Source organism: Paenibacillus daejeonensis DSM 15491, assembly GCF_000378385.1.
GTDB lineage: Bacteria > Bacillota > Bacilli > Paenibacillales > Paenibacillaceae > Paenibacillus_D > Paenibacillus_D daejeonensis.
In genome coordinates this window covers 403081-429081 of the sequence record NZ_KB899659.1, presented here as the reverse complement: position 1 = coordinate 429081, position 26001 = coordinate 403081, and the positions used below count along the sequence as shown (strand labels likewise).

Below are 26001 nucleotides of genomic sequence, written 5' to 3'. Positions count from 1 at the left end.
CAGGACAAGATAAGGAGAGAGAACAACCAATGGCAGAGCAACAGGCGCAAGCCGGACGCGAGCACAAGCATGAGCATGGCGAGAGAAACTGTCACGACATGCCCACCTTTCGGACCCGCGATCTTCTGGTGAAGGAAGATGTGATGGCCAAGGCCAAGGAATTGGCGGAGCTGATCTATCAATCCACCGAGGTTCAGCAATATCAGCGGGCCGAGAAGCAAATTCAAGGCCATGAGCGGGTACAGACGCTGATTGCCCAAATGAAGAAGAAGCAAAAAGAGATTGTCGCCTTCGAATCATTTAACAACCCAACCATGGTGCAAAAGATTGAAGGAGAAATGGAAGCCTTGCAGGATGAACTGGATGGGATTCCGATTGTGGGTGATTTCCAGCAGAGTCAGGCGGACATTAACTACCTGCTGCAGCTCGTCATCTCGATTATTCGCGACACCGTATCCGACAAAATCAAACTGGATTCCGAGGGGATTCCTTCACCCGATGAGTGCAGTGATTAATCGTTAAACTAGCAGCAGACCAACCGTTTTTTCAGTAGTCCTCACGATACTGAAGGAACGGTTTTTTTTGATAATCTTTTTCTGTCACCAGCCTGTTGCCGTATTCATGTTATCCTTTCGTTGATCGTGAAAGCGTTTTGAATTAGGATTGAATCATAGGCCTTTGGTTAATAGTAAGAAGAAATTATTGTAAGGGGGACAGCGCAATGACCAATACTGAACAACGCGCCGAAGGCGGCGGGATTCGGGTACGCATTCAGCGCTTTGGCCGCTTTTTAAGCGGAATGGTAATGCCTAACATGGGTGCATTTATTGCGTGGGGGCTTATTACGGCCCTCTTTATACCAGACGGCTGGTGGCCTAGCGAGACATTGGCTGAACTTGTCGACCCCATGCTGTATTATCTCTTGCCTCTCTTGATCGGGTTCACAGGCGGCAAGATGATTCACGATATGCGGGGCGGTGTAATTGGTGCTGTAGTTACCGTAGGCGTTATTGTCGGAACAGACATCCCGATGTTCCTCGGTGCGATGATCGTCGGTCCGTTGGCAGCCTGGATTCTGAAGCAGTTTGACCGTGCAATTGACGGAAAGGTTCCGTCTGGGTTCGAGATGCTGGTCAATAACTTTTCAGCTGGTATCATTGGTGCCATTTTGTCGATTGGCGCACTGCTTGGTGCAGGTCCTGCGATTCAATTCATTAGCCGGATCTTGGCCGATTCTGTCGGATTCCTGATTGATAATGGTTTGCTGCCGCTTGCCAATATACTCATTGAGCCGGGTAAAGTTTTATTCTTGAACAATGCGATTAACCACGGTGTACTGGGCCCAATCGCTTTGCAGCAATCCGATCAGCTCGGTAAATCCATTGTATTCCTGCTCGAGTCCAATCCTGGACCGGGACTGGGTATCCTGCTGGCCTATATGATTGCGGGTCGTGGCAGTGCCAGGCAGTCGGCCTCCGGGGCAGCAGTTATTCAATTCGCCGGCGGGATCCATGAGATTTATTTCCCTTACATTCTGATGAACCCGCGTCTAATTGTTGCGGCAATCGCTGGTGGTGTAACAGGCAGCTTTACCTTCTCCTTGCTAAATGCAGGATTGGTTGCGACGGCTTCACCAGGCAGTATCTTTGCTTATGTTGCTATGGCGCCTAGAGGAGAGCTGCTGCCCGTTCTGGCCGGTGTACTAACCGCTACGGTGGCATCCTTCCTGGTCGCGTTCTTGATTCTGAAGACCACTCGTCAGAAGGAAGAGGAAGCATCCCTCGAGAGTGCTCAGCAACGGATGAGCGAGATGAAGGGCAAGGGGAATGCCACACCGACTGAGCCTGCAGGTGCAGCAGCTTCCGTGCAAGCGGCTGAAGAGGCCGTTCAGGTTCAAAAAGGTAAGGATGAAGTACGGAAAATTATCGTCTCCTGTGATGCAGGCATGGGATCGAGTGCCATGGGTGCGTCGGTGCTTCGCAAGAAAATGAAGACAGCAGGAATTGATGTGCATGTGAGCAACACCGCCATCAGTGACATACCTGCAGATGCAGATATTGTGGTCACGCACCGGTCGCTAACGGATCGGGCAAGGCAACAAGCACCGCAAGCGGAGCACATCTCCATCGACAACTTTATGAAGAGTCCGGAATATGACAAACTCGTCGAACGTTTGAGCTAATCGGGACTTCAGGCTGAAACCTAGTCTGAATAAAGGGGGTGGCCTATGAAGCTATCGTCGAGACAGAGTCAGATGCTGAAAAGACTGATCCACCACAAAGAAGGCACAACAGCCAATGATTTGGCCCAGGAGCTGGGGATAAGTGTCCGGACTGTACACCGGGAGATGCCCAGGTTGGAGGATGTTCTTGCTCAAATCAACTTGTCTCTAATCCGACAGTCCGGCTATGGTCTGCGGCTGGAGGCCACTCCTGAACAGCTTGTCAGTCTCGAAGCGCTGCTACAGCATGAAGCCGAGTATTCTTCTGAAGAGCGTGAAATGTTGCTCGCCTGTTTACTTCTGAACGAGGCAGAGCCGATCAAGCAATATGCACTAGCCTCCGAGCTGCAAGTAACAATTCCGACGGTCACAGCGGACCTGGATGAGCTTGAACAGACGTTGGCCAAGTATGATCTCCAGCTATTGCGTAAGCGAGGGTATGGCGTACAGATTCAAGGATCAGAACGGCGGAAGCGGGACATGGTTGTTGAGCTTGTCCTTGATGTTTTGGATGAGCAGGATCTATTCGGCGGCCGAGTGGCAGATACCTTGCCGCCGGCCTTCCAGCCTTTGATAGAGCTGGCCGGGATTGATCGGTTCCAGGAGCTGGAGCAGGCCTTATGGAATTTGGAGCAGCAATATCCATCTGATATGTCTGAGGCAGCTTATACCAAATTGTTGGTGCAGCTATCTGTCTCCACTGCCAGGCTTCGGAGCGGTCATGTCATAGGAGAGCAAGAACTGGCTGAGCAGCATAACCCCCAGTTGGCAAGTGAGGCGGAGCTGGAGCTGTGGTTGTCAGGGACAGGTCTTGAGTTTACCCCGCCTGAGCGAAGGTACACCCGGGAGCTGTTAGGATATCGGCTGCGACAATCCGAGGAGCCCTTGCTGTTTGATCAGCCTGAACTCCATCATAGTGTGCATCGACTCGTTTCACGCATGGAGGCGGAGCTCGGAGTTTCGTTGATTCAGGATCGAGTGCTTGTCGAGGGCTTGAAGCAGCATTTGCAACCTGCCTTGAATCGTCTGAAGCAGGGGGAGACAATCCGGAATCCGCTACTGAATCAGATTCGCAAAGATTATCCCCAGTTGTTCGCAGCTGCAGCACACGCATCAAGAGAAGTGTATCCTGGCCTTTCGATTCCTGATGAGGAAATCGGATATCTGGTGATGCACTTTGGTGCGTCACTGGAGCGGGCAGAGGACGGCGGCGGAAGCGATCTAAGAGCGTTAGTCGTCTGTACCAGTGGCATTGGCTCCTCGCGGCTGCTTGGCGCCAGACTGGCCAAGTCATTTCCGAGGCTGCAGATAGCCGGGCATGTTTCTTGGTATGAAGCGTCAAGACTGCCGGAGGGGGCGTACGATCTAATTGTGTCGACTGTAGACCTGCCGCTGCCAGAATCCCGTTATATTAAGCTCAGTCCACTCTTGCCGGAAGAGGATCAGGCCAAGCTTCGGCAATTCCTCAAGCGTATACCGGCACTCTCTAGCGATCACCAAGAGGATAGGTTACCCGTCTTGGCTCAGGGAGTCCCGCCATTACACCGATTGCAGGAGCTGCACCACTCGGCGGATGCTATGCTGAAATTGCTTGAACATATGAAGGTATACAGACTTCCCCAATCCGCTGGTGAAGGGTTAAGCGAAGTGACGGAGCGATTGCTCTTGCTGCTGGAGCAGCAAGGTTTGGTAAGCGATGGCCTGCAGGTGTCTGGCAAACTGATGCAAAGGGAAAGCTATGGCAGTCTGGTGCTGCCCGATTCTTCCTTGGCTATGCTGCATACTCGAAGCCGCCATGTTCCGGAACCGTTATTGCTGCTGCTCCAGCTGGAGAACCCTGTACAGGTTGGAGAACCATCTGTTCCGGTAACTGGATTGCTCGTAATGCTGGCACCTCATGAGCTGGCGTCTGTGCAACTCAGTCTGCTTAGCGAGATTAGCGCCATGCTGCTGGAGCCCGAGTTGATACACTTGCTAGAGGAAGGCTGCGAATTGAAGCTTCGTCAATGGCTGGCGGGTGCCTGGCTAGACCAATTACACAGAGTTTGAATAAGACTGACAACTATAAACCAACTAGAATGGGAGAGATGCAAAATGAGTCTGACAATTGCTGAATCAATGGTGAAGTTGAATGCAAAGGCCGCTGACAAGTTCGAAGCGATCCGTATTGCCGGAGAACTGCTGGTGCAAGCTGGTCATGCGGACCCGCAATATGTGGAGAAAATGATTGAGCGTGAACAAACCCTTTCCACTTATATGGGATCCGGTCTAGCCATTCCTCATGGCACCAATGAGTCCAAGTCTCTGATCAAATCGACCGGCCTGTCGGTTGTACAGCTTCCAGAAGGCGTCGACTTTGGTGATGGCGAGCTGGCTTTTGTCGTCGTAGGCATTGCAGCGCTCGGTGACGACCATTTGGAGCTGCTAACCAATGTGGCAATGGTTTGCTCGGACGAGGAGAATCTGGAGAAGATTATTCATGCATCGTCAGAGGCGGAGCTGGCGCGTCTGTTTAATGAAGGAGCAGAGGAATGAAAGCCGTCCATTTCGGAGCTGGCAATATCGGCCGCGGCTTCATCGGACTCATCTTGGGAGCGGCAAATTATGAGGTTTGTTTTGTAGATGTCAACCGTGAGCTGGTCGAACATCTGCAGGCACGTGGCAGTTATAAAGTGGCACTGGCCAGCGATGAAGGAGAGACAGTCGTGGTTGGCGGCGTATCGGCAATCGATGGAGCGGATCTTGAGGCCGTGTCAGCCGCAGTCTCCGAAGCTGACCTTGTGACAACAGCCGTTGGTCCAGCGATTCTGCGGCATATTGCGCCCGGCATTGCCCGGGGTATCTCCAGGCGTATGGCAGCGGGTACTGAGAAACTGCAAGTGATTGCCTGCGAGAATGCAATTGGCGCCAGCGAGCAGTTGAAGTCGCATGTCTATCCTCTGCTGAGCGAAGAAGAACAGACAAAGGCCGATGATCAAATCGCGTTTCCCAATGCTGCGGTCGATCGGATCGTGCCGATTCAGTCGCATGCCGACCCGCTGTTCGTGCGCGTGGAGCCATTTTATGAATGGGTTGTTGAGCGCAGTCCACTCGGTGTAAGCGAAATACCGGGTGTCCATTATGTTGATGAGCTTACGCCCTATATTGAACGCAAGCTGTTCACTGTCAATACGGGGCATTGCACGGCGGCCTACCATGGTTATCGCCTCGGAGCGAAGACAATTCAGGAAGCGTTGGAGCTTCCTGAGGTGCTGGCAGAAGTAGAAGGGACGTTGGCAGAGACAGGCGAGTTGTTATGCAAAAAGCATGGGTTTGACCGTTCCGCCCACCAGGACTATATCCATACCATCATCGGTCGTTTCCGCAATCCGCATTTGAGCGATGATGTGGCACGCGTCGGACGCTCGCCCTTGCGCAAGCTGTCTCCCGAGGATCGTCTTGTCAGGCCGGCCCGGCAGGCGGATGAGCTGGAACTTCCAACTGGGCATTTGACGACTGCCATGGGAGCGGCCATGGTCTTCAAGGCTGATGGTGATGAAGATGCGGAAGCTCTGCAGGAGATGATTCGGGAACAAGGTGCAGCCAAAGCCCTGACGCATGTTACAGGTCTTGCTGAGGAGTCACCACTGCATGCAGCGGCGCTGGCGGCTTATAACCGCTTTAACCAAGCTTAAGGAGGGGACATCATGACGACGACCATTCAAGGGATAGCCGCATCGCCAGGAATTGCGATAGGTCCTGCTTTTGTCATTGCGGCCGAAGCTTATGTACCAACCAAGACGAATGCGGACGATTCGCAAGCTGAGGTCACCCGGTTTCGACAAGCCGTCGCACAGGCCGGGGAGGAGCTCGAGAAGATCCGGCTCTCAACAATTGAGCGACTAGGCGAAGAAAAGGCAGAAATCTTCGAGGCGCATCAGCTGGTGCTGGAGGATCCCGACTTGATTGATGTCATTGAAGAGCAAATCGTGAACGAAGGCGTCATTGCAGAGTACGCCCTTCATGAAGCGGCGCAGTCCTTTGTCACAACCTTGCGTGAGATGGACAATGAATTATTGCGAGAACGTGCAGCCGATGTGGAGGATGTAGCAGGGCGAATTATGAATGCGCTGCGGGGACGCAAAGGAAGCACGCTGTCCAGCATTCAAGAGCCCTGTATCATTGTTGCGGAAGATTTGACCCCATCCGATACAGCGCAGCTCGATCTGGCGATTGTCCGGGGCTTCGTAACGAAGGTCGGCAGCCGCACATCGCACTCTGCCATCATGGCACGATCACTGGGGATTCCCGCCATCGTCGGCGCAGGTGATCGAGTGATGTCGCTGACGACGGGCGATAGACTGGTGGTTCATGCAGCGGAAGGACGAATCGTTGTGGAGCCTGATGCCGAGGAGTTGGCGACCTACGAGCAGGAGCAGCAGCGTTATCTCCAGAAGCAACGTGAATTGGCAAGACTGAAGGATGAACCGACGGTCACCAAGGATGAGCACCGAGTTGAACTGGCGGCCAACATCGGCAGCATCGAGGATATGCAGCATGTATTGGATAACGGAGCCGAGGCCATTGGATTGTTCCGTACCGAGTTTCTCTATATGGGTCGGCCTTCACTGCCGAGCGAGGAGGAGCAGTACAATCAATACAAGTATGTACTGGAGAAAATGGAGGGCAAGGCGGTTGTCATCCGCACACTAGATATCGGCGGAGACAAAGAGCTGCCCTATATGGAGCTTCCCAAAGAGGATAACCCCTTCCTGGGTCAGCGCGCGCTCCGATTATGTCTGGCGAGACCTGATCTGTTCCGTACCCAGCTGCGAGCGCTTCTGAGAGCAAGCAGGCATGGACAGCTCAAAATTATGTTCCCGATGATTGCGGTACTAAGCGAGCTGTTGGAGGCCAAGCAGATCCTGCAAGAGGAGAAGGAGCAGCTGCTGAAAGAGGGACACGACATTGCCGACAACATCGAAGTCGGGATGATGATAGAGATTCCTGCTGCGGCGATCGGGGCGGCCATATTCGCACCACATGTCGACTTTTTCAGTATTGGCACCAATGATCTCATTCAATATCTGATGGCTGCCGACCGGATGAACGAGCAGGTTAGCTATCTGTATCAGCCTTGTCATCCTGCGGTTCTGCAACTGGTCAAAACCGTCATCGATGCAGGAGCCCAGCATGGATGCTGGGTGGGCATGTGCGGAGAAATGGCCGGCGACGAACGCGCCATTCCGTTGCTGCTTGGACTGGGTCTGCACGAATTCAGCATGAGCGCGGCAGCGATTCTGCCGGCACGCGGTCAACTCGCTGAACTGAGCTATACCAGTTGGCAAGAGTGGTCACATACTGCACTTGGACTAAGCAGTGAACAAGAAGTGCTGGAGCTCGTCGCATCTCGAACGCAGAGTGTCTAACAGGAATAGATCATATCGTAAGGAGGCGTCATACCAATGACATCACAAACCTATACTATTGTTAATCCGACAGGCTTTCACGTAAGACCGATCAAGGATTTCGTCAAAAAAGCTTCCGAGTTTCCTTGCAAAATCTACGTCACCAGCAAAGGCAAACGCGTAAATGGCAAGAGCTCGCTCAGTATGCTTACCCTGGGTATCGCCCAGAACGAAGAAGTTCTGCTGGAAACCGAAGGCGAGCAGGAGCAAGAAGCCCAGGAAACACTCGGCAAACTATTGACGGAAATTCATGAATAAATAAACCGGACACGTGACCCTGCATGGGGCACTCATTCGCAGCAAGGCGGCGCAAAAATCTGCGCCGCCTTGCTGCGTTTAAACTTGAAAAGTGCCGGAGAGGCACGGAATCAGGGGGTGCGACGAAGCATGGGCCGGTAACTTTGCGCTGCATACATAACAAGAGCGGCAATCAACGCCTTGATCGCATCAAAGGGGAGAAAAGGATACATCCCGATCACCAAGGCCCGTTCCGTTGAAATATCGAGCAAATGAGCAAGCCAAGGAACGCCGGTAATATAAGAAATCAAGGATCCAAATAGCATAAAGACGCCAAATAGCATAGCGAGCGTCACAAAACGGGGCCGATCAGCCGATGTATTGAGAATACGTGAAGCGAAAAAACCGCTGAGCAACGCGCAGATGGGAAACATCCATAGAAAACCACCGGTGGGGCCGAGGATAAATGCCAGCCCGCCTTGTCCATGAATCAGTGGGATGCCGGTAGCCGTCAGCGCGATGACGATGCCAATACTGCTGAAACCGTAGAAGGCACCGAGAAAACCGCCAGCTAACATAATGGCGAGATTTTGAAGTGTAATGGGTACGGCGCCAATCGGGATGGTGATGGTGCTCATTAGAATGAATAAGGCTCCGAACAAGGCGACAAAAACAAGTGGACGAACAGATCTGGACATAAGGTTCAACGCTCCTTTATAATGTTAACCATGATGTATATTTTTTGGTTAACAATTGGGATCATATCACGGCAATAGCCTTTTGGGAAGAGTCTGGAGGAAAAAAAGTGAACACGCAACAGTTGGAGCTCCGCCAGGTGTCTGTCTTGTATTCAGATCCTGGAGGGGCAAAAAAGCGCCATCTATTGGTTGAGATAAACCTTACCATTCGTCAGGGAGAGTGGCTCCAAATCGCCGGTGCCAATGGCAGCGGCAAGAGCACCTTGGTCAAGCTGCTGACAGGTCAGCTAGGCAGACATTGCATTGTGGAGGGCTCTGTGATTAAGGGGTTTGTGGGGGAGCGGCCTATTCCTTATGTGTTGCAACATCCGGAAGCGGGCATCCTCGGTGCAACGCCATGGGAGGATGTTCTGCTCGGTCTCGAGCAAAGGGGGGTTGACCAGCAAGGATTGAATACCATGCTGCCTGAGGTTCTGAAGCAGACAGGCTTAACCTCTCTCCTGCATGAGCCCGTTGCTCGGATGTCCGGCGGGCAGAAGCAATTAACAGCGATGGCCTCTGTTTTGGCGGCAAAACCTCCAATGCTGGTGCTTGATGAACCGACGTCGATGCTGGACCCTGAAGGACGTGCAGAAGTCTTGGCCGTTGTCCGAGAGCTTAACAGAGCCGGTATGACAGTGGTCTGGGTTACGCATCGCCAGCAGGAGTGGGAACCCGGGGACCGAATTCTCGCGCTTCAGGGGGGGCGGTTGATATTCGATGGCAGACCAGAGGGGTTCTATACTGTCGCAGAAGGCGAGACACAGTCCCCATGCGAGAGGATGGATTGGAATCCTCCTTATGCCGTCCAAACTGCGCTCGCATTGCAAGAGCGGGGACTACGGCTTACTCCCCTTCCCCTCAACGCGGCTCAATTGGCTGAGGCGGTGAGCAGATGAAGGGGTGGCATATCGAACAGTTGCAGGTGAAGGCTGGGAACAAGCTCGTGCTGGACATGGATTCGTTGCATGTGCCTGAGGGAGCCATCACGTTGCTGACCGGACCTAATGGGATAGGCAAGACCACCCTGCTCGAGACCATCGCCGGACTAAGAATTCCTAGCCGTGGAGAGCTTAGGGTTGATGGCAGCCCCTTGTGGCTTGAGGGCAAACTCCAGCGTCAGGCCTTGCTCAGCAACGGGGTTGCGCTTCAGCACAGCCATGCACAGTGGTTTGCTGCAACGGTAGCAGAAGAACTGCGCTACTCGCTGGCTCCACTTGGGCTCAACCATGAAGAGATGAACAACCGCCTCCCTGGACTATTGGCAGCGACAGGTCTGGACGAGGATTGCCTCTCCCGCCAACCCTGGCATCTGAGCGGAGGTCAGCAGCGGCGTCTCGCTCTGGCATGCGCAATGGCGCTACAACCGCGCTGGCTGCTGCTGGATGAGCCTACGGCTGGGCTGGATGCTGCGGGAATCGAGCAGTTGGCCAAGCTGTTGCGAGCCCACCGCGCAGGGGGCGGTGGCGCCCTGATAGTTACCCATGACTGGGAGGCCTTATGGCCGATTGCGGACTATGTGATTGAAATGAGGCCTGGCGGTACAGTCATAATGCGCTCACGGGAAGAAATAATGGGATCGTGGCTTGAGAATCAACCCACAGTGAATCTAACCCTGCGAATGACGGAACAGGCTGCGGTATTGGCAGCGCTTCGTCAGAGGGGCATTGCTATACAGGGTGTTCGTGCCGACGAAGCGATTACACCGGAGACGTTGGCAGACCTAATTGTCCGCAGAAAGATGGAAGCAGATTCACGGTCTGCGAAGGCTGGCGAGACTGCTGCAACAGAGCCAATGGACTCGTCTTCAGCAGCACTGCCGCTAACTGGCCCGCCACAGCAGAAGGGCTACTGGAGCAACAGAGATCCTCGAATACTATGGGCGGCCTATTTGCTGATAAGCCTGGGGCTCATCTCGCAATCCTCTTGGTCCGGACTGCTTCTGGGCACAGTTCTCACCGCCGGCATTGTCTGGCAAGTCCGGGGAGCACTCGCAGCCTGGCAAGGGGCGATTCGATTTTTTGCCGGCTTTGCGATTGTCGCAGTCATGGTGTCATCTATCGAATGGCAGCCTGCTGGCTGGGATGCCCAGGCGGCTAGTACGAGCGGGTTGCAATTCGGCAAAATCTTTTTAATTATGCTGCTTGGTCTGGCCCTCGCTCAGCTTGTTACGCCTTTTCGCATGCAACGAGGTCTTGAACAGGGATTATCTTGGCTGCAGAAGCTGAAGTTTCCTGTGCGGACACTTGCTTTGACGGTATCCTTAATTTTTCGATTTATTCCCCTGCTAACCGCAGAATGGTCGAGGTTTGCCGCCATTACACTAGCTCGCGGCAAGCAGCCAGCACGGCCTGGACGTGTTCCGCTCCGCCAGCTGCCGCGCATGCTGGTTCCTTTTCTTATTTCCATGCTCCGCCTCTCTGAAGAGATGGCTGAAGCGTTGGAGGTTCGCGGATTTGGAGAATCAGGGGTACAATCGAGCAGGCTTTACCGGCTTCAGATTCAACCAGCCGATTATCGTCTGCTGGCTGCTGGAATGGCTCTTTATCTTTTTCTGATGCTCACGGGACGCTGGCTATCCTAGCTAGTTGAAAATTTTTCAAGTAGAAAATGCAACATTTTTGAAAATAGCTCGTATAAACAACTGGTTAGCAAGGTAAGGGAGGAACGGAGTATGTCAACGGACGACAAACAATCGCGGCAGTCAGCGCGCAAAGGATGGCGAAGAGAGCTTCGCGAGTGGGTACTATCAATCTCGATGGCGGTTGTCATCGCACTCTTGATTCAGAACTACGCATTTGCGCAGGCTGAAGTAAGGCAGAGCTCTATGTCGGGTACACTCGAAGAAGGTCATCGACTGGTAGAGGACAAGCTCAGTTATGTCTTCTCTGAGCCAAAACGGGGCGATATTGTGATTATTGACGGCCCGGAAAGTGATGTACGCTTGATCAAGCGGTTGATTGCTCTGCCAGGGGATACGGTGGATATGAGAGAAGGACTTGTCTACCTCAATGGCGTCAAGCTTGAGGAATCCTATGCCAAGGGGCAGACCTTCCCGGCTGGACTGAACGTTCCATTTACTGTAGAAGAAGGTCAAGTGTTTGTATTAGGCGATAACCGCGAGCATAGCCTGGACAGCCGGCAGCTTGGTACCATCAGCTTCGAATCGCTCGAAGGCAAAGCTGTTTTACGGGTATGGCCGCTCCAGAAGTTTGGCGAAATTAAATAATAGCAGCAAGACGCGGCCAGTGCGCAGTCAAGGGCTAGCGTCTTTCTTTTTTTGTTGAAAAAAATTCCACTTAAGAATTTTTTAATAACCCGTTTCTTTTTCATTTATATCTAACGAGTATGATAAGAATACTTCAAGTAAAGGCGTGAGTGATGGATGTCCATTACCGGCAGATTGAAGCTGGCGTTCCTGGCTATGCTCATCGTACCGCAACTAGTGCTTGTGTTAGTGTTGTTTTTGACCTGGCCCATCATAGGCAACAGCATTGACCTCCTCAATGCATACGAGATAAACCGGGAGCGGGAACAGGAATTAGTCGGATTAACGGGAGAAGTCTCCTATGTGCTTCGAGAGGAAGCGGGCAAGCTAAGTGAGTCCAATTATGCACAAGACCTGATCGACCGTTACGAGCAATGGGAATCTGCGATTCGGATTGAGCAGAACGGATCGATGATTGCACAGACGCCGTGGCTTGAAGGGGTAGTTGAAGCTTCAGCTATCCAGAAGGAAGACGAGACGCTCAAGTATGGGGGCAACCATTATTTTGTCGCGTATTTAGTGGAGCCGGGTGAGGAACCGGCAGGCTACGTGGTGAGTCTGTTTTTAAATTATGACCCGCTGCCGTTCTATTTCCGCCCACTGGTCATGCTGCTGTCCCTTGTTTCCATCGCGATTACGCTATTCGTATTGGCTTATCTGGTATCCGGCTCGCTCACGAGACCTCTTGGCAAGCTGCGGCGTGCCGCAGAGCAGATCGAGGCAGGCAATTTGGATTATGAACTGGAGGCGATGAAGAATAACGAGATTGGGCAAGTGCGCAATGCGTTTGAGAGTATGCGGCTGAGATTGAAGCAGTCCATTAGCCAGAGTGCGCAGTTGGAGCTTAACCGGAAGGAATTGATATCTAATATATCCCATGATCTTAAAACGCCGATTACGGCGATCAAGGGCTATGTGGAGGGGATTCAAGACGGTGTAGCCAACACCGAGGAAATGCGAAGCAAGTACATTCAGACCATCTACAAAAAAGCGACCGAGATGGACGGATTGATCGACGAGTTGTTTTTGTTCTCCAAGCTGGATCTTAATGAAGAGCCATTCGAGATGAAAACCATTAATCTCGTTGGATTTCTGGAGGATTATCTCGAGGAAAGTCGTTATGACATTGAGAAGTCGGACGTGGAGCTCGAAGTACACATTCATACGGGTGCCAAGCTTCCCGTGCTTGCCGACCCCGAGAAGCTGAGTCGGGTCCTCTCCAATGTCATTAACAACAGCCTCAAGTACATGAGACGGATGCCCGCTGACACGGAGAAGCGCATTGTAGTCAATCTTAGTGTGGCATCGGAGCAGGCAGTTATTGCGATTAGCGATTCCGGACCAGGCATTGAGAAGGAGGCGTTGCCGTTTATTTTTGACCGATTCTATCGAGCAGAGCAGTCTCGTAATTCTGCGCTGGGCGGCAGCGGCCTGGGACTAGCCATTGTCAAGCAGATCATAGAAGGGCACGGCGGCAAGGTGCATGCCGAGAGTGAGTTGGGACAAGGCAGTACCATTGTGTTGACGCTGCCGATTGCCTCACTTGTCGAGTAGCTGAAGATCATGGATGCAAGGGAGGCTGAGCGGCGATGACCCGCATATTGATTATCGAAGATGAGACTGCAATCGCTGAGCTGGAGAGAGATTATCTGGAGAGCCACGGGTTCACAGTAGAGATGGAGAACAATGGGGAAAGCGGCTTGAGAAGGGCGCTCGCCCAGGAATTCGATTTGATCATTCTGGATTTGATGCTGCCGTTGGTCGACGGCTTTGAAATCTGCAGACAGATTCGTCAGACCAAAGATATTCCGATTCTGATGATCTCTGCCAAGCAAGAGGAAATCGACAAGATCAGAGGATTGGGACTGGGGGCAGACGATTTCATGACCAAGCCCTTCTCGCCAGGCGAGCTGGTGGCACGCGTGAAGGCGCACCTCTCCAGATACGAACGCCTCAAAGGGACGAAGGGCCAGGTGCAGGACCAGGTACGTGTGCGGGGGTTGATTATCGATAAACCCTCACGCAGAGTGTATATGAATGAGACCGAGGCATTACTGACAAGTAAGGAGTTTGACTTGCTATTGCTGCTAGCCAGTTATCCCGATCGGGTGTTCAGCAAGGATGAGTTATTCGAGCGGATCTGGGGCTTGGACTCGATGGGTGATTTGAATACCATTACGGTCCATATCCGGAGATTGCGCGAAAAAATCGAGCAGGACCCGTCAAATCCGCAATATATTGAGACGATTTGGGGAGTAGGGTACCGCTTCAAATAGATAGCTATTGGCAGGATACAGATAAAAGGAGTTGGGGAAACGCGTATGAAGGGTATTATCCAGTTCTCACTGAACAACAAATTCGCTTTATGGATTCTGACGTTGATCGTCACTGTCGCCGGCTTGTATTCAGGCTTCACGATGAAGATGGAGACGATTCCGAACATCAATGTTCCCATTCTAAGCATTACGACGGTTTACCCGGGAGCTACCCCGGAGGAAGTGCTGGATAAAGTCACCTCACCGATAGAGCAGCGGACGCGCAACCTCGAAGGCGTGAGTGTCGTTAACTCGACCTCGATGGAAAACGTGTCTTCAATTGTTCTCGAATTTGACTACAAAAAAGATATGGAGCAGGCACAAGCTGAGGTCAAGGAACAGTTAGATGGGCTTCAGCTGCCAGAGGGCGTTCAGGACAGCAACGTTTCGCGAATCTCACTGAATGCATTTCCGATTCTGACATTCAGTGTGTCCGATTCGAACACGGATCTGGCAGAACTGACAGCGCTGGTTGAAGACTCCTTTATTCCCGTTATGGAGGGTGTTGAAGGCGTAGCGGATGTTCAGATTTCGGGACAGCATGTTCAAGAAGTCGAAATGATTTTTAACCAAGAGCGGATGAACGAGCTGGGGCTTGATGTTCAGACGGTGCAGGGCATCATCCAAGGCTCGGCACTGCAAGTCCCGTTAGGTATTTTTGAGTTTGGCGATACAGAGAAGGCGGTCCTGGTCGATGGCAATATCATTAACCTTGACGATCTCCGCAGTCTGCAGATTCCGGTAATCCCTGGCGGTGGAGGCGGAATGGAAATGCCAGCTGCCCCTCCGGATGCCGGTGCTCCGGTAGAAGGTGCACCTGAGGCAGAACAGCCTGCGCTGCCTGAGCAAGCGCCAGAAGGGCAGCAGTTGCCTGAAGGCATGCAAATGCCGGGTCTGCCGACTGTACCGTTAAGTGAAATCGCTGAGGTGTCAGTCATCGGCAAAGCCGAGTCGATCTCCCGTACCAACGGTCAGGATTCGATCGGCATCTCGATTATCAAAGCTGCTGACGCCAACACAGTAGAAGTCGTTAACGGTATCAAAGCTGAAATCGAGCAATTCGAATCACAATATACCGGACTTAGCGTTCAGATTAGCATGGACCAAGGCGAACCGATCGAAGATTCGGTTCACACGATGCTGAACAAAGCATTGATTGGATCACTATTCGCAGTCATCATCATTCTATTGTTTCTGCGTGATGTGCGCTCGACAGTGATCTCGGTTGTATCGATTCCGCTGTCCATCCTGATTGCGCTCCTGATTCTCAGCCGAATGGATATTACGCTTAATGTCATGACGCTCGGTGCAATGACAGTAGCCATTGGGCGGGTGATCGATGACTCGATTGTCGTCATAGAGAATATATACAGGCGTATGTCGCTCACGAGTGAAAAGCTCACAGGCAAGCAGTTAATTCTGGAGTCGACGCGGGAAATGTTCGTTCCGATACTGGCTTCCACGATTGTAACCATTGCGGTCTTCCTGCCGCTCGCGCTTGTCCAGGGAGCCATCGGCGAGATCTTCCTGCCGTTTGCACTCACCATCGTATTTGCTCTGTTGGCTTCCTTGCTGGTAGCTATTACGATTGTACCGATGATGGCGCATATGATGTTCCGCAAGGCGCTCAGCGGCAATGGCAAGTTCAAGGGCCACGATGACAAGCCAGGACGCATGGCGGAAGGCTACAAGAAAATTCTTAACTGGTCACTGAATCATAAGGCGATAACCTTTGGTGGTGCAGTGGTTGTCCTGCTGGCGAGTCTGCTGATCGCGCCAATCATTGGTGCGAGCTTCTTGCCAGAAGAAGAACAGAAGATCATGACCATTACGTATAACCCAGCACCAGGCGAGTCGCTGGACAATGTCGAAGAACTGGCGCTTCAGGCAGAGCAGGCCCTGATGGGTCAAGAAGGCGTTCAGACGCTCCAATATTCCGTGGGCGGACAGAACCCGATGAGCCCGGGAGCTTCCAAGCAAGCCTTGTTCTTCTTAAGCTATGATTCGGATTTTGCAGGCTTCACCGAAGAAAAGGATGCCGTGCTGGAGAAGCTCCAAGGCATCGGCGGTACAGGCGAGTGGAAGCAGCAGGACTTCATGACCGGCGGTTTAGGCGGCAGCGGATTATCACTCTTCGTCTACGGTCCGGATATGGAAACCATCCGTCCCTATGTAGATCAGGTTTCAGAAATGATGAGCTCGCAGGAACAGCTGACCAACGTTAGCACCAGTATGTCTGAGACGTATGAGCAATACGTATTGGTTGCTGATCAGCAAAAGCTGAGTCAATACGGTCTGGCTGCCGGGCAGATCGCCATGGAGTTGAACCCGAACCGCCAGCGTCCGGTATTGACGACCATTGAGCATGAAGGCAAAGACCTGAATGTTTACTTGCAAGTCGAAGCGGCAACGTACGCGGATCGTGCGGACCTGGAAAATGTTATGCTCACTTCACCACTTGGCATGCAGATCCCGCTGAGCGAAGTGGTAACAATTGAAGAAGGGGAAGCAGCGAATACAATTACCAAGCGCAATGACCGCGTCTATGCGGAGGTCAGCGCTACCGCGACGACAGACAATGTCGCCAGCGTATCCAGCGAAGTACAGCGCCAAGTCAATGAGATGGAGCTGCCGCCTCAAATCGAGGTCAGCTTCGGCGGTGTCACCGAGCAGATTAATGAATCGTTTACCCAGCTTGGTCTAGCCATGTTGGCTGCAATTGCTATTGTATATCTTGTATTGGTCATTACGTTTGGCGGGGGTCTGACGCCGTTCAGTATCCTGTTCTCCCTGCCGTTCACTGTCATTGGAGCCCTGGTGGGACTATGGATTGCCGGGGAGACAATCAGTGTCACGGCATTGATCGGTGCGCTAATGCTGATTGGTATCGTCGTCACCAATGCCATCGTTCTGATCGACCGGGTCATCCAGAAGCAGAAGGAAGGACTGCCGGTTCGCGAAGCGCTCCTGGAAGCAGCAGGTACGCGGCTGCGTCCGATTCTGATGACGGCGATTGCGACGATTGGCGCACTCCTGCCACTGGCGCTTGGATTTGAGTCCGGCGGACTAATCTCCAAAGGGCTGGGTGTCACGGTTATCGGCGGACTTACCAGTTCGACGCTCTTGACACTAATCATCGTTCCAATCGTGTATGAGTTTATGTCTAGATTCCGCAAAGCTCCAAACAACGAAGTCTAGCGTCTGACAAAAGCTGTCTTTAGCCATTCTAATGGCTGAAGACAGCTTTTTTGGTATTATAAGATCAATAGTAATTTCGAAGAGAGGAGCCGTTGGCAGGCGATGAAGAAGGAATCATGGGACGAGCTGCAGCATATGATGATAGAGATCCGGTCCTGGGAGAAGGAGCAGAGGGATATCTGGTTCTGGGAAAAAATCGGCCGGCTTCCATTCATGCTGCTGGATAAATTGACACCCCGCGTGCTTCAGAACAAAATAAACGATATCCTGAATGAAATCGGCTCCTATGTGCAAAGCGGAGGCCGGTATCTGATCTCGGAGAGGCAAACGGTCAAGCTGGTGGAGAAGCTCTGGTCAACCAGTGGCGACCCAGAAGCAGACAAGTACCGCAGTCTTTCACTCGATGAGATCGGCGAGCATGTTCCGGTAGCTGTCATGATGCAAGGTGCAGCCCAATTATCGGAACAGCGGACGCATCTGGCCACGGTACAAGGAGCGAGTACGGGGGTTGGCGGATTGTTCACCCTGGCGGTTGACATTCCTGCCATTCTGGGGCTGTGCCTCAAGATTATCCAGGAGATTGCGGTCTGTTACGGCTATGACCCGTCACGCAAGGAAGAGCGGATCTTCGCGGTCAAATGTCTCCAGTTCGCTTCTTCGGATATAGTGGGCAAGAAGGCGATATTGGACGAGCTGGCCGTGTATGGTCAGGCCGACAACAACATCGCAGTGATGTCCCAGCTTCAAGGCTGGCGGGAGGTTATGACGGTCTATCGGGATAATTTCGGCTGGAAAAAGCTGTTCCAGCTTATTCCGATTGCAGGTATGGTATTCGGCGCCTTCATCAATCGTGGGTTGTTAAAGGATACGGCGGAAGCGGCTCACATGCTCTATCGCAAGCGAAGAGTTATGGAGCGGATCGGAGGTTTAACGGAGGAGGCGTAGCTTATTGGAGCAGCTGATTCAAGCGATTATTCTCGGCATTATTGAAGGGTTGACCGAGTTTTTGCCGGTATCCTCCACAGGTCATTTGATTCTGGCTGGCGAGTGGCTTGGTTTCGTTGGCGAATCGTCCAAAACGTTTAAAATTGTCATTCAGTTGGGGGCTGTATTGGCCGTGCTTGTGTTGTATTGGTCCCGGTTCGTGTCGCTGGCGAAGGATATGCTGGCTTGGCGGTTTTTTCGCAAAGGCCACCTGGATGCACTGCATATTGCGCTCGCCCTGCTGCCGGCCGTCGTACTGGGATTTCTGCTGCATGGTCTGATCAAACAGCATCTGTTCGGTCCTGAGCCGGTCTTGTACAGTCTTGTTGCGGGCGGTATCCTGATGATTATAGCGGAGCGGACCAAGCGCCGCGTGACTGCTGAGGAGATGGACGATCTATCGTATAGGCAGGCGCTGGGGATCGGATGTTTTCAATGCTTGGCACTGTGGCCGGGCTTTTCCCGCTCAGGCTCAACCATTTCGGGGGGACTGCTGCTGGGGACGAGTCAAAAGGCAGCTGCCGAATTCACCTTCATCATCTCAGTACCCATTATGCTCGGCGCCTCTCTGCTGGATCTGTATGAGAGCAGAGATGTGCTAAGCTCCTCGGATCTGCCTGTGTTTTTGGTTGGCTTGGCTGCTTCCTTCATTGTGGCTATGCTTGCCGTCGTTACTTTTATCAATCTAATCAAGAGACTGCGCCTGACGTGGTTTGCGCTGTACCGTTTTGTACTTGCAGCCGTGTTTTACTTCTTTGTGCTGATGTAGACAAGCCAAGACGAAGATGGTATAGTGAAGCGTAAACTTCATACGTCCGGTTACAGGTGACAGATCGTACACATCAGGCTTGGTGTGATACGGGGTTGTCATAAGAGGGAAGCCCGGTGAGAAGCCGGCACGGACCCGCCACTGTATGAATCTTGGCCCCACCTGTGTGTATGAGGGCCGCCCTGCAAGCTGCTAATGTCACTGGGATACAACCGGGAAGACCAGCTTGCTTAGGGGATTCGAGTCAGGAGACCTGCCTGTATCCAGTGAACGCCATAGCCTACGTGGAAATAGGCAGGTGTTGGATGAGAGACAGTCCCGGCGCTTGGTGCGTTTGCCGGCGGCTGCTGGGCTGCCAGTAGAGACGAAATCTTTGGAGCATGTCTGACACATTAGGGTCAGCATGCTTTTTTTGATTTTTTTTACCTGTATGACCGGAGGAAGTTGCGCCAAGAGATGATGGAGGGATGAGAGCAAGATGAGAAAGAATCACGTCATGAAGGGCAAGTATACAGGGTGGATTGCAGGTTGGCTTATTGTCATGATGGTCGTGCTGACAGCATGCGGCGGTGGCAACGATAACGAGAACTCGCGTATTCAGGAGCCGGACGTAGCGATCAACAATGAAGCACCGGACAACGCGGCGGGTACGGATAACGGAGCTGAAGAAGCTGTAGGGACCCAGTATCCAATCACGGTTACGGATGCGACGGGAACCGAGCTGACGCTGGAGGCCGCTCCAACAGCGATTGTATCCTTGGTGCCGAGTGAAACCGAGGTGCTATTCGCCATTGGTGCTGGTGATGCAGTGGTTGGCGTAGATGAGTGGAGTAACTATCCGGAGGAAGTTGCCTCGATCGAGAAGATCGGAGATATGACGACCAATATTGAGGCCGTTGCGGCACTGAATCCTGATCTGGTCGTTGCTTCCTCATCACTGAATGCGGCTGCTCTGGAGGAGCTGCGCAGCCTGGATATCCCGGTCTTTGCCTCCAATCCCAAGACATTGGATGAGACGATCGCCCACATCGAAGAGCTGGGAGAGATTCTGGACCGTGGGCAGGAAGCATCAGCAGTTGCTGAAGAAATGCGTGCAGAGAAAGCTCGTATTGTCGAAGCCGTGAAGGATGCTCCGGTTAAACGGGTATACATTGAATTTTCGGCAGGCTACTCTGTCGGAAAAGGCGAATTTATGGATGAGCTGCTGACGCTGGCAGGCGGCGAGAATGTCGCTGGCGATCAGCAAGGCTGGTTCGAAATTGATCCGGAGACGGTGCTTCAATCCAATCCGGAAGTGATTATCTATCCGGATTTCGGCGGCGACAACACGATTCCGGAGCTGATCGCGAGCCGTCCGGGCTGGAATGAGATTGATGCTGTGAAGAATGACGAACTGCATTCCGTGACCAATGATCCGCTTGTGCGTGTGGGACCTCGTCTGACAGACGGACTGCGGGAGCTGGCCCAGGCGATCCATCCGGATCTTGTCGACTAGGACGATGCGTATACGTTTGTACACTTATGGAGGAGCAGCGATGCTCCTCCTTGGCGCATCTGCACTCGTTTCGCTATCTATTGGCTCAGCGGGGTTCCCGCTTGCCAAAGTGTGGGGCATTCTAGTACATCAGCTGCCTTTTATGGATCAATCAGCCGTGGAGTGGACCAAGCTCGAGGAGGCTGTAATCGTCCAAGTGAGGTTGTCGAGGGTATTGCTAGCTATGCTAGTTGGCGCTTGTCTGGCGTTAGCGGGTGCGGGATTCCAAGGCGTGTTGCGTAACCCCTTGGCCGATCCCTATACGCTTGGTGTGGCATCCGGCAGCTCAATCGGTGCCGCGTTTCTCATCTTATTCGGATTGCAGCACGTGATCGGCTTGTGGTCCGTTCCAATTGTCGCGTTCAGTACGGGGCTGTTGACGATGTTTGCAGTCTTTTGGCTCGCAAGAAGTCAGGGCGCGATGGGCATTGAGACACTAATTCTCTCCGGTGTAGTGGTACAAGCATTTTTGAGTGCTTTTGTTTCCTATATGGTATCGCTCTCGCAAGGGGTCGTGAACGAAGTGTTGTTTTGGCTCATGGGCAGTCTGTCCAAACGGAACTGGGGGCATGTGCAGCTCCTATTGCCCTTTGTCATAGTCGGGGTACCGATACTGGTTGCATACGCCCGTCATCTGAATTTGCTGGTCATGGGTGAACGGCATGCGGCACATCTGGGAATGCGTGTCGAGCGAACGAAGGTGACTGTACTAGTCGTCTCGACGCTCCTGACCGCTGCAGCTGTCTCTGTGTCGGGGGTGGTGGGGTTCGTCGGACTTGTCGTTCCGCACATTATACGCCTGCTGGTTGGACCAGATTATCGGCTGATTGTGCCGCTCTCTGCTGTTGGAGGCGCGATTTATGTCCTGTGGGCAGATACGCTGGCACGGACGATTACCAGTCCCAAAGAGATTCAGCTCGGCATCGTGACAGCATTTATTGGTGCTCCTTTTTTTGCTTATCTATTGAAGCGCCGCAAGACGGGGATGAGGGAGGAGACCGGCCATGATTGAGGTCAGGCAGCTGGTGAGGCAGGTGGGAAACCAGCGTATTCTCGATCAGCTCAGCTTCGATGTGAAGGAGGGTGAGATCGTTGGTATTATAGGTCCCAACGGTGCAGGAAAATCAACGCTGCTGGGCACACTTTCGGGCGTCATCCGGGCGGATGAGGGACAGGTGAAGCTGCGCGGACGCCTGGTATCCGACTACGGCAGGCGGGAGCTCGCTCGCTGGGTAGCCGTGCTGCAGCAAGGCGGACTGGCACCGGCTGCATTCACAGTGCGGCAGGTCGTGGAGATGGGACGGTTTCCTTTTCAGAACTGGCTTGGAGATGAGACGACAGATAGCGGAGCGGTGATTGAACGTGCGCTGGAGGTTATGCAGCTCAAAGAGCTGGCAAATCGCCAGCTCCATCAGTTAAGCGGTGGTGAACGGCAGCGTGTGGCGCTGGCCAAGGTCATGGCTCAGGAGCCCAAACTGATCTTGCTGGATGAGCCGACAACGTACCTGGATATCGGCTATCAGATGCAGCTGCTGGACGCCGTGCGTGATTGGCAGCGCAGAGAAGGACTGACGGTTATAGCGGTGCTGCATGATCTGAATCTGGCCTCGCAATATTGCAACCGTTTGATTGTGCTGCAACGCGGAGGACTGGCTGCCGCAGGCTCGCCTCAGGACGTGTTGACACCGGAGCTGCTGCGCGAGGTGTATGGTGCGGCAGCGGTCGTACTGCCGCATCCACTGACTGGCAGTCCACAGTTGCTCTTGAATCCTGGGCAGCCGAATAGCAACGAGAAAGGCGGTACATAAGCAATGAGTGAAGAGTTAGAGAGTCGGTTAGCTGACTGGATTCGCGGTATTGGCCCCTTACAGGAAGAAGCGATGCAGGAGGCAACCGTGCGCTTGAATAGCCTGACTAAGCCTCAAGGTAGCTTGGGACAGCTGGAAGCGCTGGCTATACAACTCGCCGGTATTAGCGGGGAAGCCTATCCAAGCGTACGTAACAAGGCTGTAGTCGTTATGGCGGCTGATCATGGTGTCTGTGAGGAAGGGATAAGTGCTTATCCTGCCGAGGTGACCCCTCAGATGGCAATCAACATCGCTTCGGGAGGGGCGGCTGTCAACGTACTGGCTCGGCTCGCCGGAGCGGAGGTGCACTGTATTGATGTAGGAATTGCTACCGAGGTTCTACATCCTAATATCTGGTCTCGCAAAATCCGGTGGGGGACTGCCAATTTGGCGCGGGAGGCAGCAATGACGCGTGAAGAGGCGGTTCGGGCTATCCTCACCGGTGCAGAAATTGCTGACGAATTGGCCGATCGCGGCATTGATCTGCTGGCTACCGGTGAGATGGGGATCGGCAATACAACAGCCAGCTCGGCGGTCTGTGCCGTGCTGGGTGGCATCCCTTTAATTCAGGCGACAGGAGTAGGAACAGGCATTACAGAGGATGTTCGCAGGCATAAGCAAGCGGTGATTGAACGGGCGTTAGCTGTAAATGCCCCTGACAGAGAAGATCCAATTGATGTGGTTGCCAAGGTCGGCGGTTTGGAGATTGCGGCATTGGCTGGCTTGATCATCGGTGCTGCCCGCAGACGGCGAGCGGTCATGATTGATGGTTTCATTTCCTCGGCGGCAGCGCTGGTCGCCATGCGATTGGCCCCTCAGGCGGTGTCTTACTTGCTCCCTTCACATCTGTCACAGGAACGCGGTCACGGCCCTCTTCTGGAGGCATTGGGACTGGAGCCGCCCTTGCGGCTTGAAATGAGGCTCGGCGAGGGAACTGGCGCGGTACTCGGTTTTCACTTGGCCGAAGCAGCAACGCGTATCCTGCGGGAAATGGCCACATTTGAGGATGCTGGCGTTTCACGTGCCTAGTAACTGCAGCAATGAGAAGTAGGAGGGCTCCGAAAGATGGCGATATTAATTACCGGCGGCGCACGCAGTGGCAAGAGCGCCTTTGCAGAAGCGGCAGCAGTCCGCTTGGCGGACAATGGAATCTATCTCGCGACGCTGCAACCGCGGGATGAAGAGATGGCGGAGCGGGTCAGGCTACACCGTGCACAGCGGGAGCAGGGAGAGCTGGACTGGCTGACCCTGGAGACGCCTTCAGCGCTTGTCGAGCAGCTGCGTGAGCTTGCAGCGCAATACGCTGGCAGCGAGCGCCCGCCTGTTGTGCTGATTGATTGTCTGACACTCTGGTTAACGAACCGAATGCTGGCTCTTGAAGGAGAGGACAGTGACTGGCGTGCCCGCCAAACGGAGGCGCTGGACCAGGCGACAGAAGAACTGATCCGGCTGTGCGCCGACTATCCGCTGCCCCTGCTCCTGGTCACCAATGAGGTAGGCAGCGGGATTGTACCGGAGTATCCGCTGGGTCGTCGATTCCGCGATGAGGCAGGCCGATTGAATCGCCGACTCGCCGCCGTATGTGAGCGGGTCTACCTCGTAACGGCAGGCATACCGGTGGAGCTGAAGGCGATAGCGGCTAGGCTGGATGACCTGTGATTTTCTACTCCCTCTCGGAGATGGGGCTCATGATCGCGGCGGCGATCGTCGTCGACTGGCTAATCGGTGATCCCCGCTGGCCGGTCCATCCCGTTATTCGGATTGGCAGGGGAATCCGGTGGCTGGAGCAGCGGTTATACCGGGCAGAGGATTCCTGGTCCGTCAAGCGACGCAAAGGACTAGTGCTGGCTGTTACGATTCCCCTTGCAGCTGCGGTATTCATGTGGGTCCTCGTCATCGTGGCTCAGTGGATTCACCCATGGCTGGGTTATGCTGCAACGGTCTGGTTCCTATCGACAACTATCGCTGTCAAGGGATTAAAGGATGCCGCCATGCTTGTCTATTCGGCACTCGCTGAAGGCCGTATTGATGCTGCGCGTGAGTATACGGGGCGGATTGTCGGCAGGGAGACAGCCACGATGGACGAACGCGAGGCATCACGGGCTACCATTGAGACCGTCGCGGAGAATACAGTGGATGCGTTAGTGTCGCCGCTATGTTGGGCATGCATTGGCGGCGCACCATTCGCTATGCTGTATCGCGCGGTCAATACATTGGATTCCATGGTTGGCTACAGAAATGAGCGCTACGAGGACTTCGGCAAGGCGTCCGCGCGGTTGGATGATGCCCTCAATTATGTGCCGGCTCGACTGACCGGCTGGCTGCTGCTCTTAGCGGGCGTGACGATGCGACGGTTGTCCCCGCGCCGCGGGCGACGGGCGGTGCAGGCGCACGCCGCAGATCATCCCAGCCCCAACAGCGGCATTCCGGAAGCTGCGGTTGCAGGCTTGCTGGGGATTGAGCTCGGAGGACGCAACATGTATTTTGGCAAGCCAAGCGAGCGGGCCAGGATGGGCTGGCCGCTCAGGCCGATTGTGCCGGAGGATATCCGCCGCAGCATCAACCTGCTGTACGGCGTCAGCGTGATTATCTTGTTGGGAGGTGTGGGGATATGGTGGGTAAGCGCGTAGGGGGCTGGGTGGCTGATGTGGTGATCGCATTGCAGTTTCTGACCCGGCTGCCGCTGCTGCTTCGGCCGGACTTCACACCAGCAGCTGCAGCGCGTAGCCTCGCTTGGTTTCCGTTCGCAGGTCTGGTCATCGGGCTCTTGCTGCTCCTGACCACTACAGCCAGTTCGCTGCTGCCGACGCTGCCTGCTGCCATTGTGGTGCTAGCCGTATGGATCGCGCTTAGCGGCGGTCTTCATCTCGACGGCTGGATGGATACGGCTGATGGTGTGCTCAGCCACCGCAATCGTGAACAGATGCTGGAGATTATGAAGGACAGCCGGGTCGGTGCAATGGGCGTGATCGCCGGCGTGCTGCTGCTGCTCTTCAAGTTCAGCCTGCTGACGGTGGTGCTGGAGCAGCAGATGGATCGTGGTGCGTGGCTATGGCTAATAACGATACCTGTATGGAGCCGCTGGTGGATGTGTGCTGCTATTACCTTGTGGCCAAAGGCAAAAGCGGGGAGCGGCATGGCTGCGCTGTTCGATGGTGCTGGAAAACGGGAGCTCATAAGGGCAACCACTGTGGCGCTTGTTTTTGCGGTCGCTGCGGCGCTAATTGGCGGCATCCCTGCCGAAGCTGCAATTAGTGGAGCCTTATTGTCATTAGGAGTCTGCGTGGCAGTTGGCTCGGCAGCGGCCTGGTGGCTCACCCGTAAGTTGGGCGGACTGACAGGAGATACATATGGTGCTATGAACGAAGCGCTGGAAGCTGCGCTGCTCTGTCTATTGGTCGTGATGTACACGATCTGACCCACCATTCGATCTGACAAGGAGGA

The 26001-nt window shown here is 53.7% G+C and carries 23 protein-coding genes and 1 riboswitch; of the genes, 22 read left to right on the top strand and 1 reads right to left on the bottom strand.

Annotation, left to right across the window (positions count from 1 at the left end):
• Nucleotides 1-29 precede the first annotated feature (29 nt).
• The 7 genes from F556_RS0101945 to F556_RS0101915 all read left to right on the top strand — a co-directional run bounded on the left by F556_RS0101945 (nucleotide 30) and on the right by F556_RS0101915 (nucleotide 7926).
• Entirely contained in the window at nucleotides 30-515 is a 486-nt protein-coding gene (locus tag F556_RS0101945; RefSeq protein ID WP_020615201.1) for a YlbF/YmcA family competence regulator, read from the top strand.
• Between the two features lie 206 nt (nucleotides 516-721).
• Nucleotides 722-2182 (top strand): PTS mannitol transporter subunit IIBC, encoded by a 1461-nt coding sequence (locus tag F556_RS0101940; RefSeq protein ID WP_020615200.1) that lies wholly within the window; start codon nucleotides 722-724, stop codon nucleotides 2180-2182.
• Between the two features lie 45 nt (nucleotides 2183-2227).
• A complete protein-coding gene (locus tag F556_RS0101935; RefSeq protein ID WP_020615199.1) occupies nucleotides 2228-4270 on the top strand; it encodes a BglG family transcription antiterminator in 2043 nt (680 codons plus the stop codon).
• Between the two features lie 45 nt (nucleotides 4271-4315).
• Entirely contained in the window at nucleotides 4316-4756 is a 441-nt protein-coding gene (locus F556_RS0101930) for a PTS mannitol transporter subunit IIA (RefSeq protein WP_020615198.1), read from the top strand.
• On the top strand, nucleotides 4753-5895 hold the full coding sequence (locus F556_RS0101925) for a mannitol-1-phosphate 5-dehydrogenase (protein WP_020615197.1): 1143 nt from the start codon (nucleotides 4753-4755) through the stop codon (nucleotides 5893-5895). The genes F556_RS0101930 and F556_RS0101925 overlap by 4 nt, the downstream gene beginning before the upstream one ends.
• Before the next feature lie 12 nt (nucleotides 5896-5907).
• Nucleotides 5908-7629, top strand: coding sequence for a phosphoenolpyruvate--protein phosphotransferase (gene ptsP / locus F556_RS0101920; protein WP_020615196.1), 1722 nt, complete (start codon nucleotides 5908-5910; stop codon nucleotides 7627-7629).
• A gap of 36 nt (nucleotides 7630-7665) precedes the next feature.
• Nucleotides 7666-7926, top strand: a complete 261-nt coding sequence (locus F556_RS0101915; protein WP_020615195.1) for an HPr family phosphocarrier protein — start codon at nucleotides 7666-7668, stop codon at nucleotides 7924-7926.
• Between the two features lie 110 nt (nucleotides 7927-8036).
• Here F556_RS0101915 and F556_RS33100 read toward each other — a convergent pair whose 3' ends face one another.
• Nucleotides 8037-8603 (bottom strand): biotin transporter BioY, encoded by a 567-nt coding sequence (locus F556_RS33100; RefSeq protein WP_020615194.1) that lies wholly within the window; start codon nucleotides 8601-8603, stop codon nucleotides 8037-8039.
• 107 nt (nucleotides 8604-8710) lie between these two features.
• Between F556_RS33100 and F556_RS0101905 the strand changes: the two genes are divergently transcribed.
• The 15 genes from F556_RS0101905 (at nucleotide 8711) to cobS (ending at nucleotide 25975) form a co-directional block, all read left to right on the top strand.
• Nucleotides 8711-9541: an energy-coupling factor ABC transporter ATP-binding protein gene (locus F556_RS0101905; protein WP_020615193.1), complete on the top strand. Its 831-nt coding sequence runs from the start codon at nucleotides 8711-8713 to the stop codon at nucleotides 9539-9541.
• Nucleotides 9538-11226, top strand: coding sequence for an ATP-binding cassette domain-containing protein (locus F556_RS35995; protein ID WP_020615192.1), 1689 nt, complete (start codon nucleotides 9538-9540; stop codon nucleotides 11224-11226). The genes F556_RS0101905 and F556_RS35995 overlap by 4 nt, the downstream gene beginning before the upstream one ends.
• A 90-nt stretch (nucleotides 11227-11316) precedes the next feature.
• Entirely contained in the window at nucleotides 11317-11871 is a 555-nt protein-coding gene (lepB, locus tag F556_RS0101895; protein ID WP_020615191.1) for a signal peptidase I, read from the top strand.
• A 156-nt stretch (nucleotides 11872-12027) separates the two neighbouring features.
• The gene (locus F556_RS0101890) at nucleotides 12028-13464 is read left to right on the top strand and encodes a sensor histidine kinase (RefSeq protein ID WP_020615190.1); all 1437 of its coding nucleotides are present in this window, start codon (nucleotides 12028-12030) and stop codon (nucleotides 13462-13464) included.
• A 35-nt stretch (nucleotides 13465-13499) separates the two neighbouring features.
• On the top strand, nucleotides 13500-14186 hold the full coding sequence (locus F556_RS0101885) for a response regulator transcription factor (protein ID WP_020615189.1): 687 nt from the start codon (nucleotides 13500-13502) through the stop codon (nucleotides 14184-14186).
• A gap of 45 nt (nucleotides 14187-14231) precedes the next feature.
• The gene (locus tag F556_RS0101880) at nucleotides 14232-17423 is read left to right on the top strand and encodes an efflux RND transporter permease subunit (RefSeq protein WP_020615188.1); all 3192 of its coding nucleotides are present in this window, start codon (nucleotides 14232-14234) and stop codon (nucleotides 17421-17423) included.
• Nucleotides 17424-17525: 102 nt separating this feature from the next.
• A complete protein-coding gene (locus tag F556_RS0101875) occupies nucleotides 17526-18368 on the top strand; it encodes an EcsC family protein (RefSeq protein ID WP_020615187.1) in 843 nt (280 codons plus the stop codon).
• A 4-nt stretch (nucleotides 18369-18372) separates the two neighbouring features.
• The gene (bacA, locus tag F556_RS0101870) at nucleotides 18373-19176 is read left to right on the top strand and encodes an undecaprenyl-diphosphate phosphatase (RefSeq protein WP_020615186.1); all 804 of its coding nucleotides are present in this window, start codon (nucleotides 18373-18375) and stop codon (nucleotides 19174-19176) included.
• 63 nt (nucleotides 19177-19239) lie between these two features.
• Nucleotides 19240-19451: riboswitch (cobalamin riboswitch) on the top strand.
• A 203-nt stretch (nucleotides 19452-19654) separates the two neighbouring features.
• Complete coding sequence (locus F556_RS0101865; RefSeq protein ID WP_020615185.1) at nucleotides 19655-20671, top strand: ABC transporter substrate-binding protein; 1017 nt, start codon at nucleotides 19655-19657, stop codon at nucleotides 20669-20671.
• A gap of 4 nt (nucleotides 20672-20675) precedes the next feature.
• Nucleotides 20676-21722, top strand: coding sequence for a FecCD family ABC transporter permease (locus tag F556_RS0101860; protein ID WP_026297047.1), 1047 nt, complete (start codon nucleotides 20676-20678; stop codon nucleotides 21720-21722).
• Complete coding sequence (locus F556_RS0101855) at nucleotides 21715-22518, top strand: heme ABC transporter ATP-binding protein (RefSeq protein WP_020615183.1); 804 nt, start codon at nucleotides 21715-21717, stop codon at nucleotides 22516-22518. Before F556_RS0101860 ends, F556_RS0101855 begins: the two co-directional genes overlap by 8 nt.
• 3 nt (nucleotides 22519-22521) lie before the next feature.
• Nucleotides 22522-23586 carry a nicotinate-nucleotide--dimethylbenzimidazole phosphoribosyltransferase gene (gene cobT / locus F556_RS0101850; RefSeq protein ID WP_020615182.1) on the top strand — a complete coding sequence of 355 codons (1065 nt, stop codon included), beginning with the start codon at nucleotides 22522-22524 and terminating at the stop codon, nucleotides 23584-23586.
• Between the two features lie 36 nt (nucleotides 23587-23622).
• Entirely contained in the window at nucleotides 23623-24216 is a 594-nt protein-coding gene (cobU, locus tag F556_RS0101845; protein WP_020615181.1) for a bifunctional adenosylcobinamide kinase/adenosylcobinamide-phosphate guanylyltransferase, read from the top strand.
• On the top strand, nucleotides 24213-25187 hold the full coding sequence (cbiB, locus tag F556_RS0101840; RefSeq protein WP_026297046.1) for an adenosylcobinamide-phosphate synthase CbiB: 975 nt from the start codon (nucleotides 24213-24215) through the stop codon (nucleotides 25185-25187). Before cobU ends, cbiB begins: the two co-directional genes overlap by 4 nt.
• Nucleotides 25169-25975, top strand: coding sequence for an adenosylcobinamide-GDP ribazoletransferase (gene cobS, locus F556_RS0101835; RefSeq protein ID WP_020615179.1), 807 nt, complete (start codon nucleotides 25169-25171; stop codon nucleotides 25973-25975). The genes cbiB and cobS overlap by 19 nt, the downstream gene beginning before the upstream one ends.
• The last annotated feature ends 26 nt before the right edge of the window (nucleotides 25976-26001 follow it).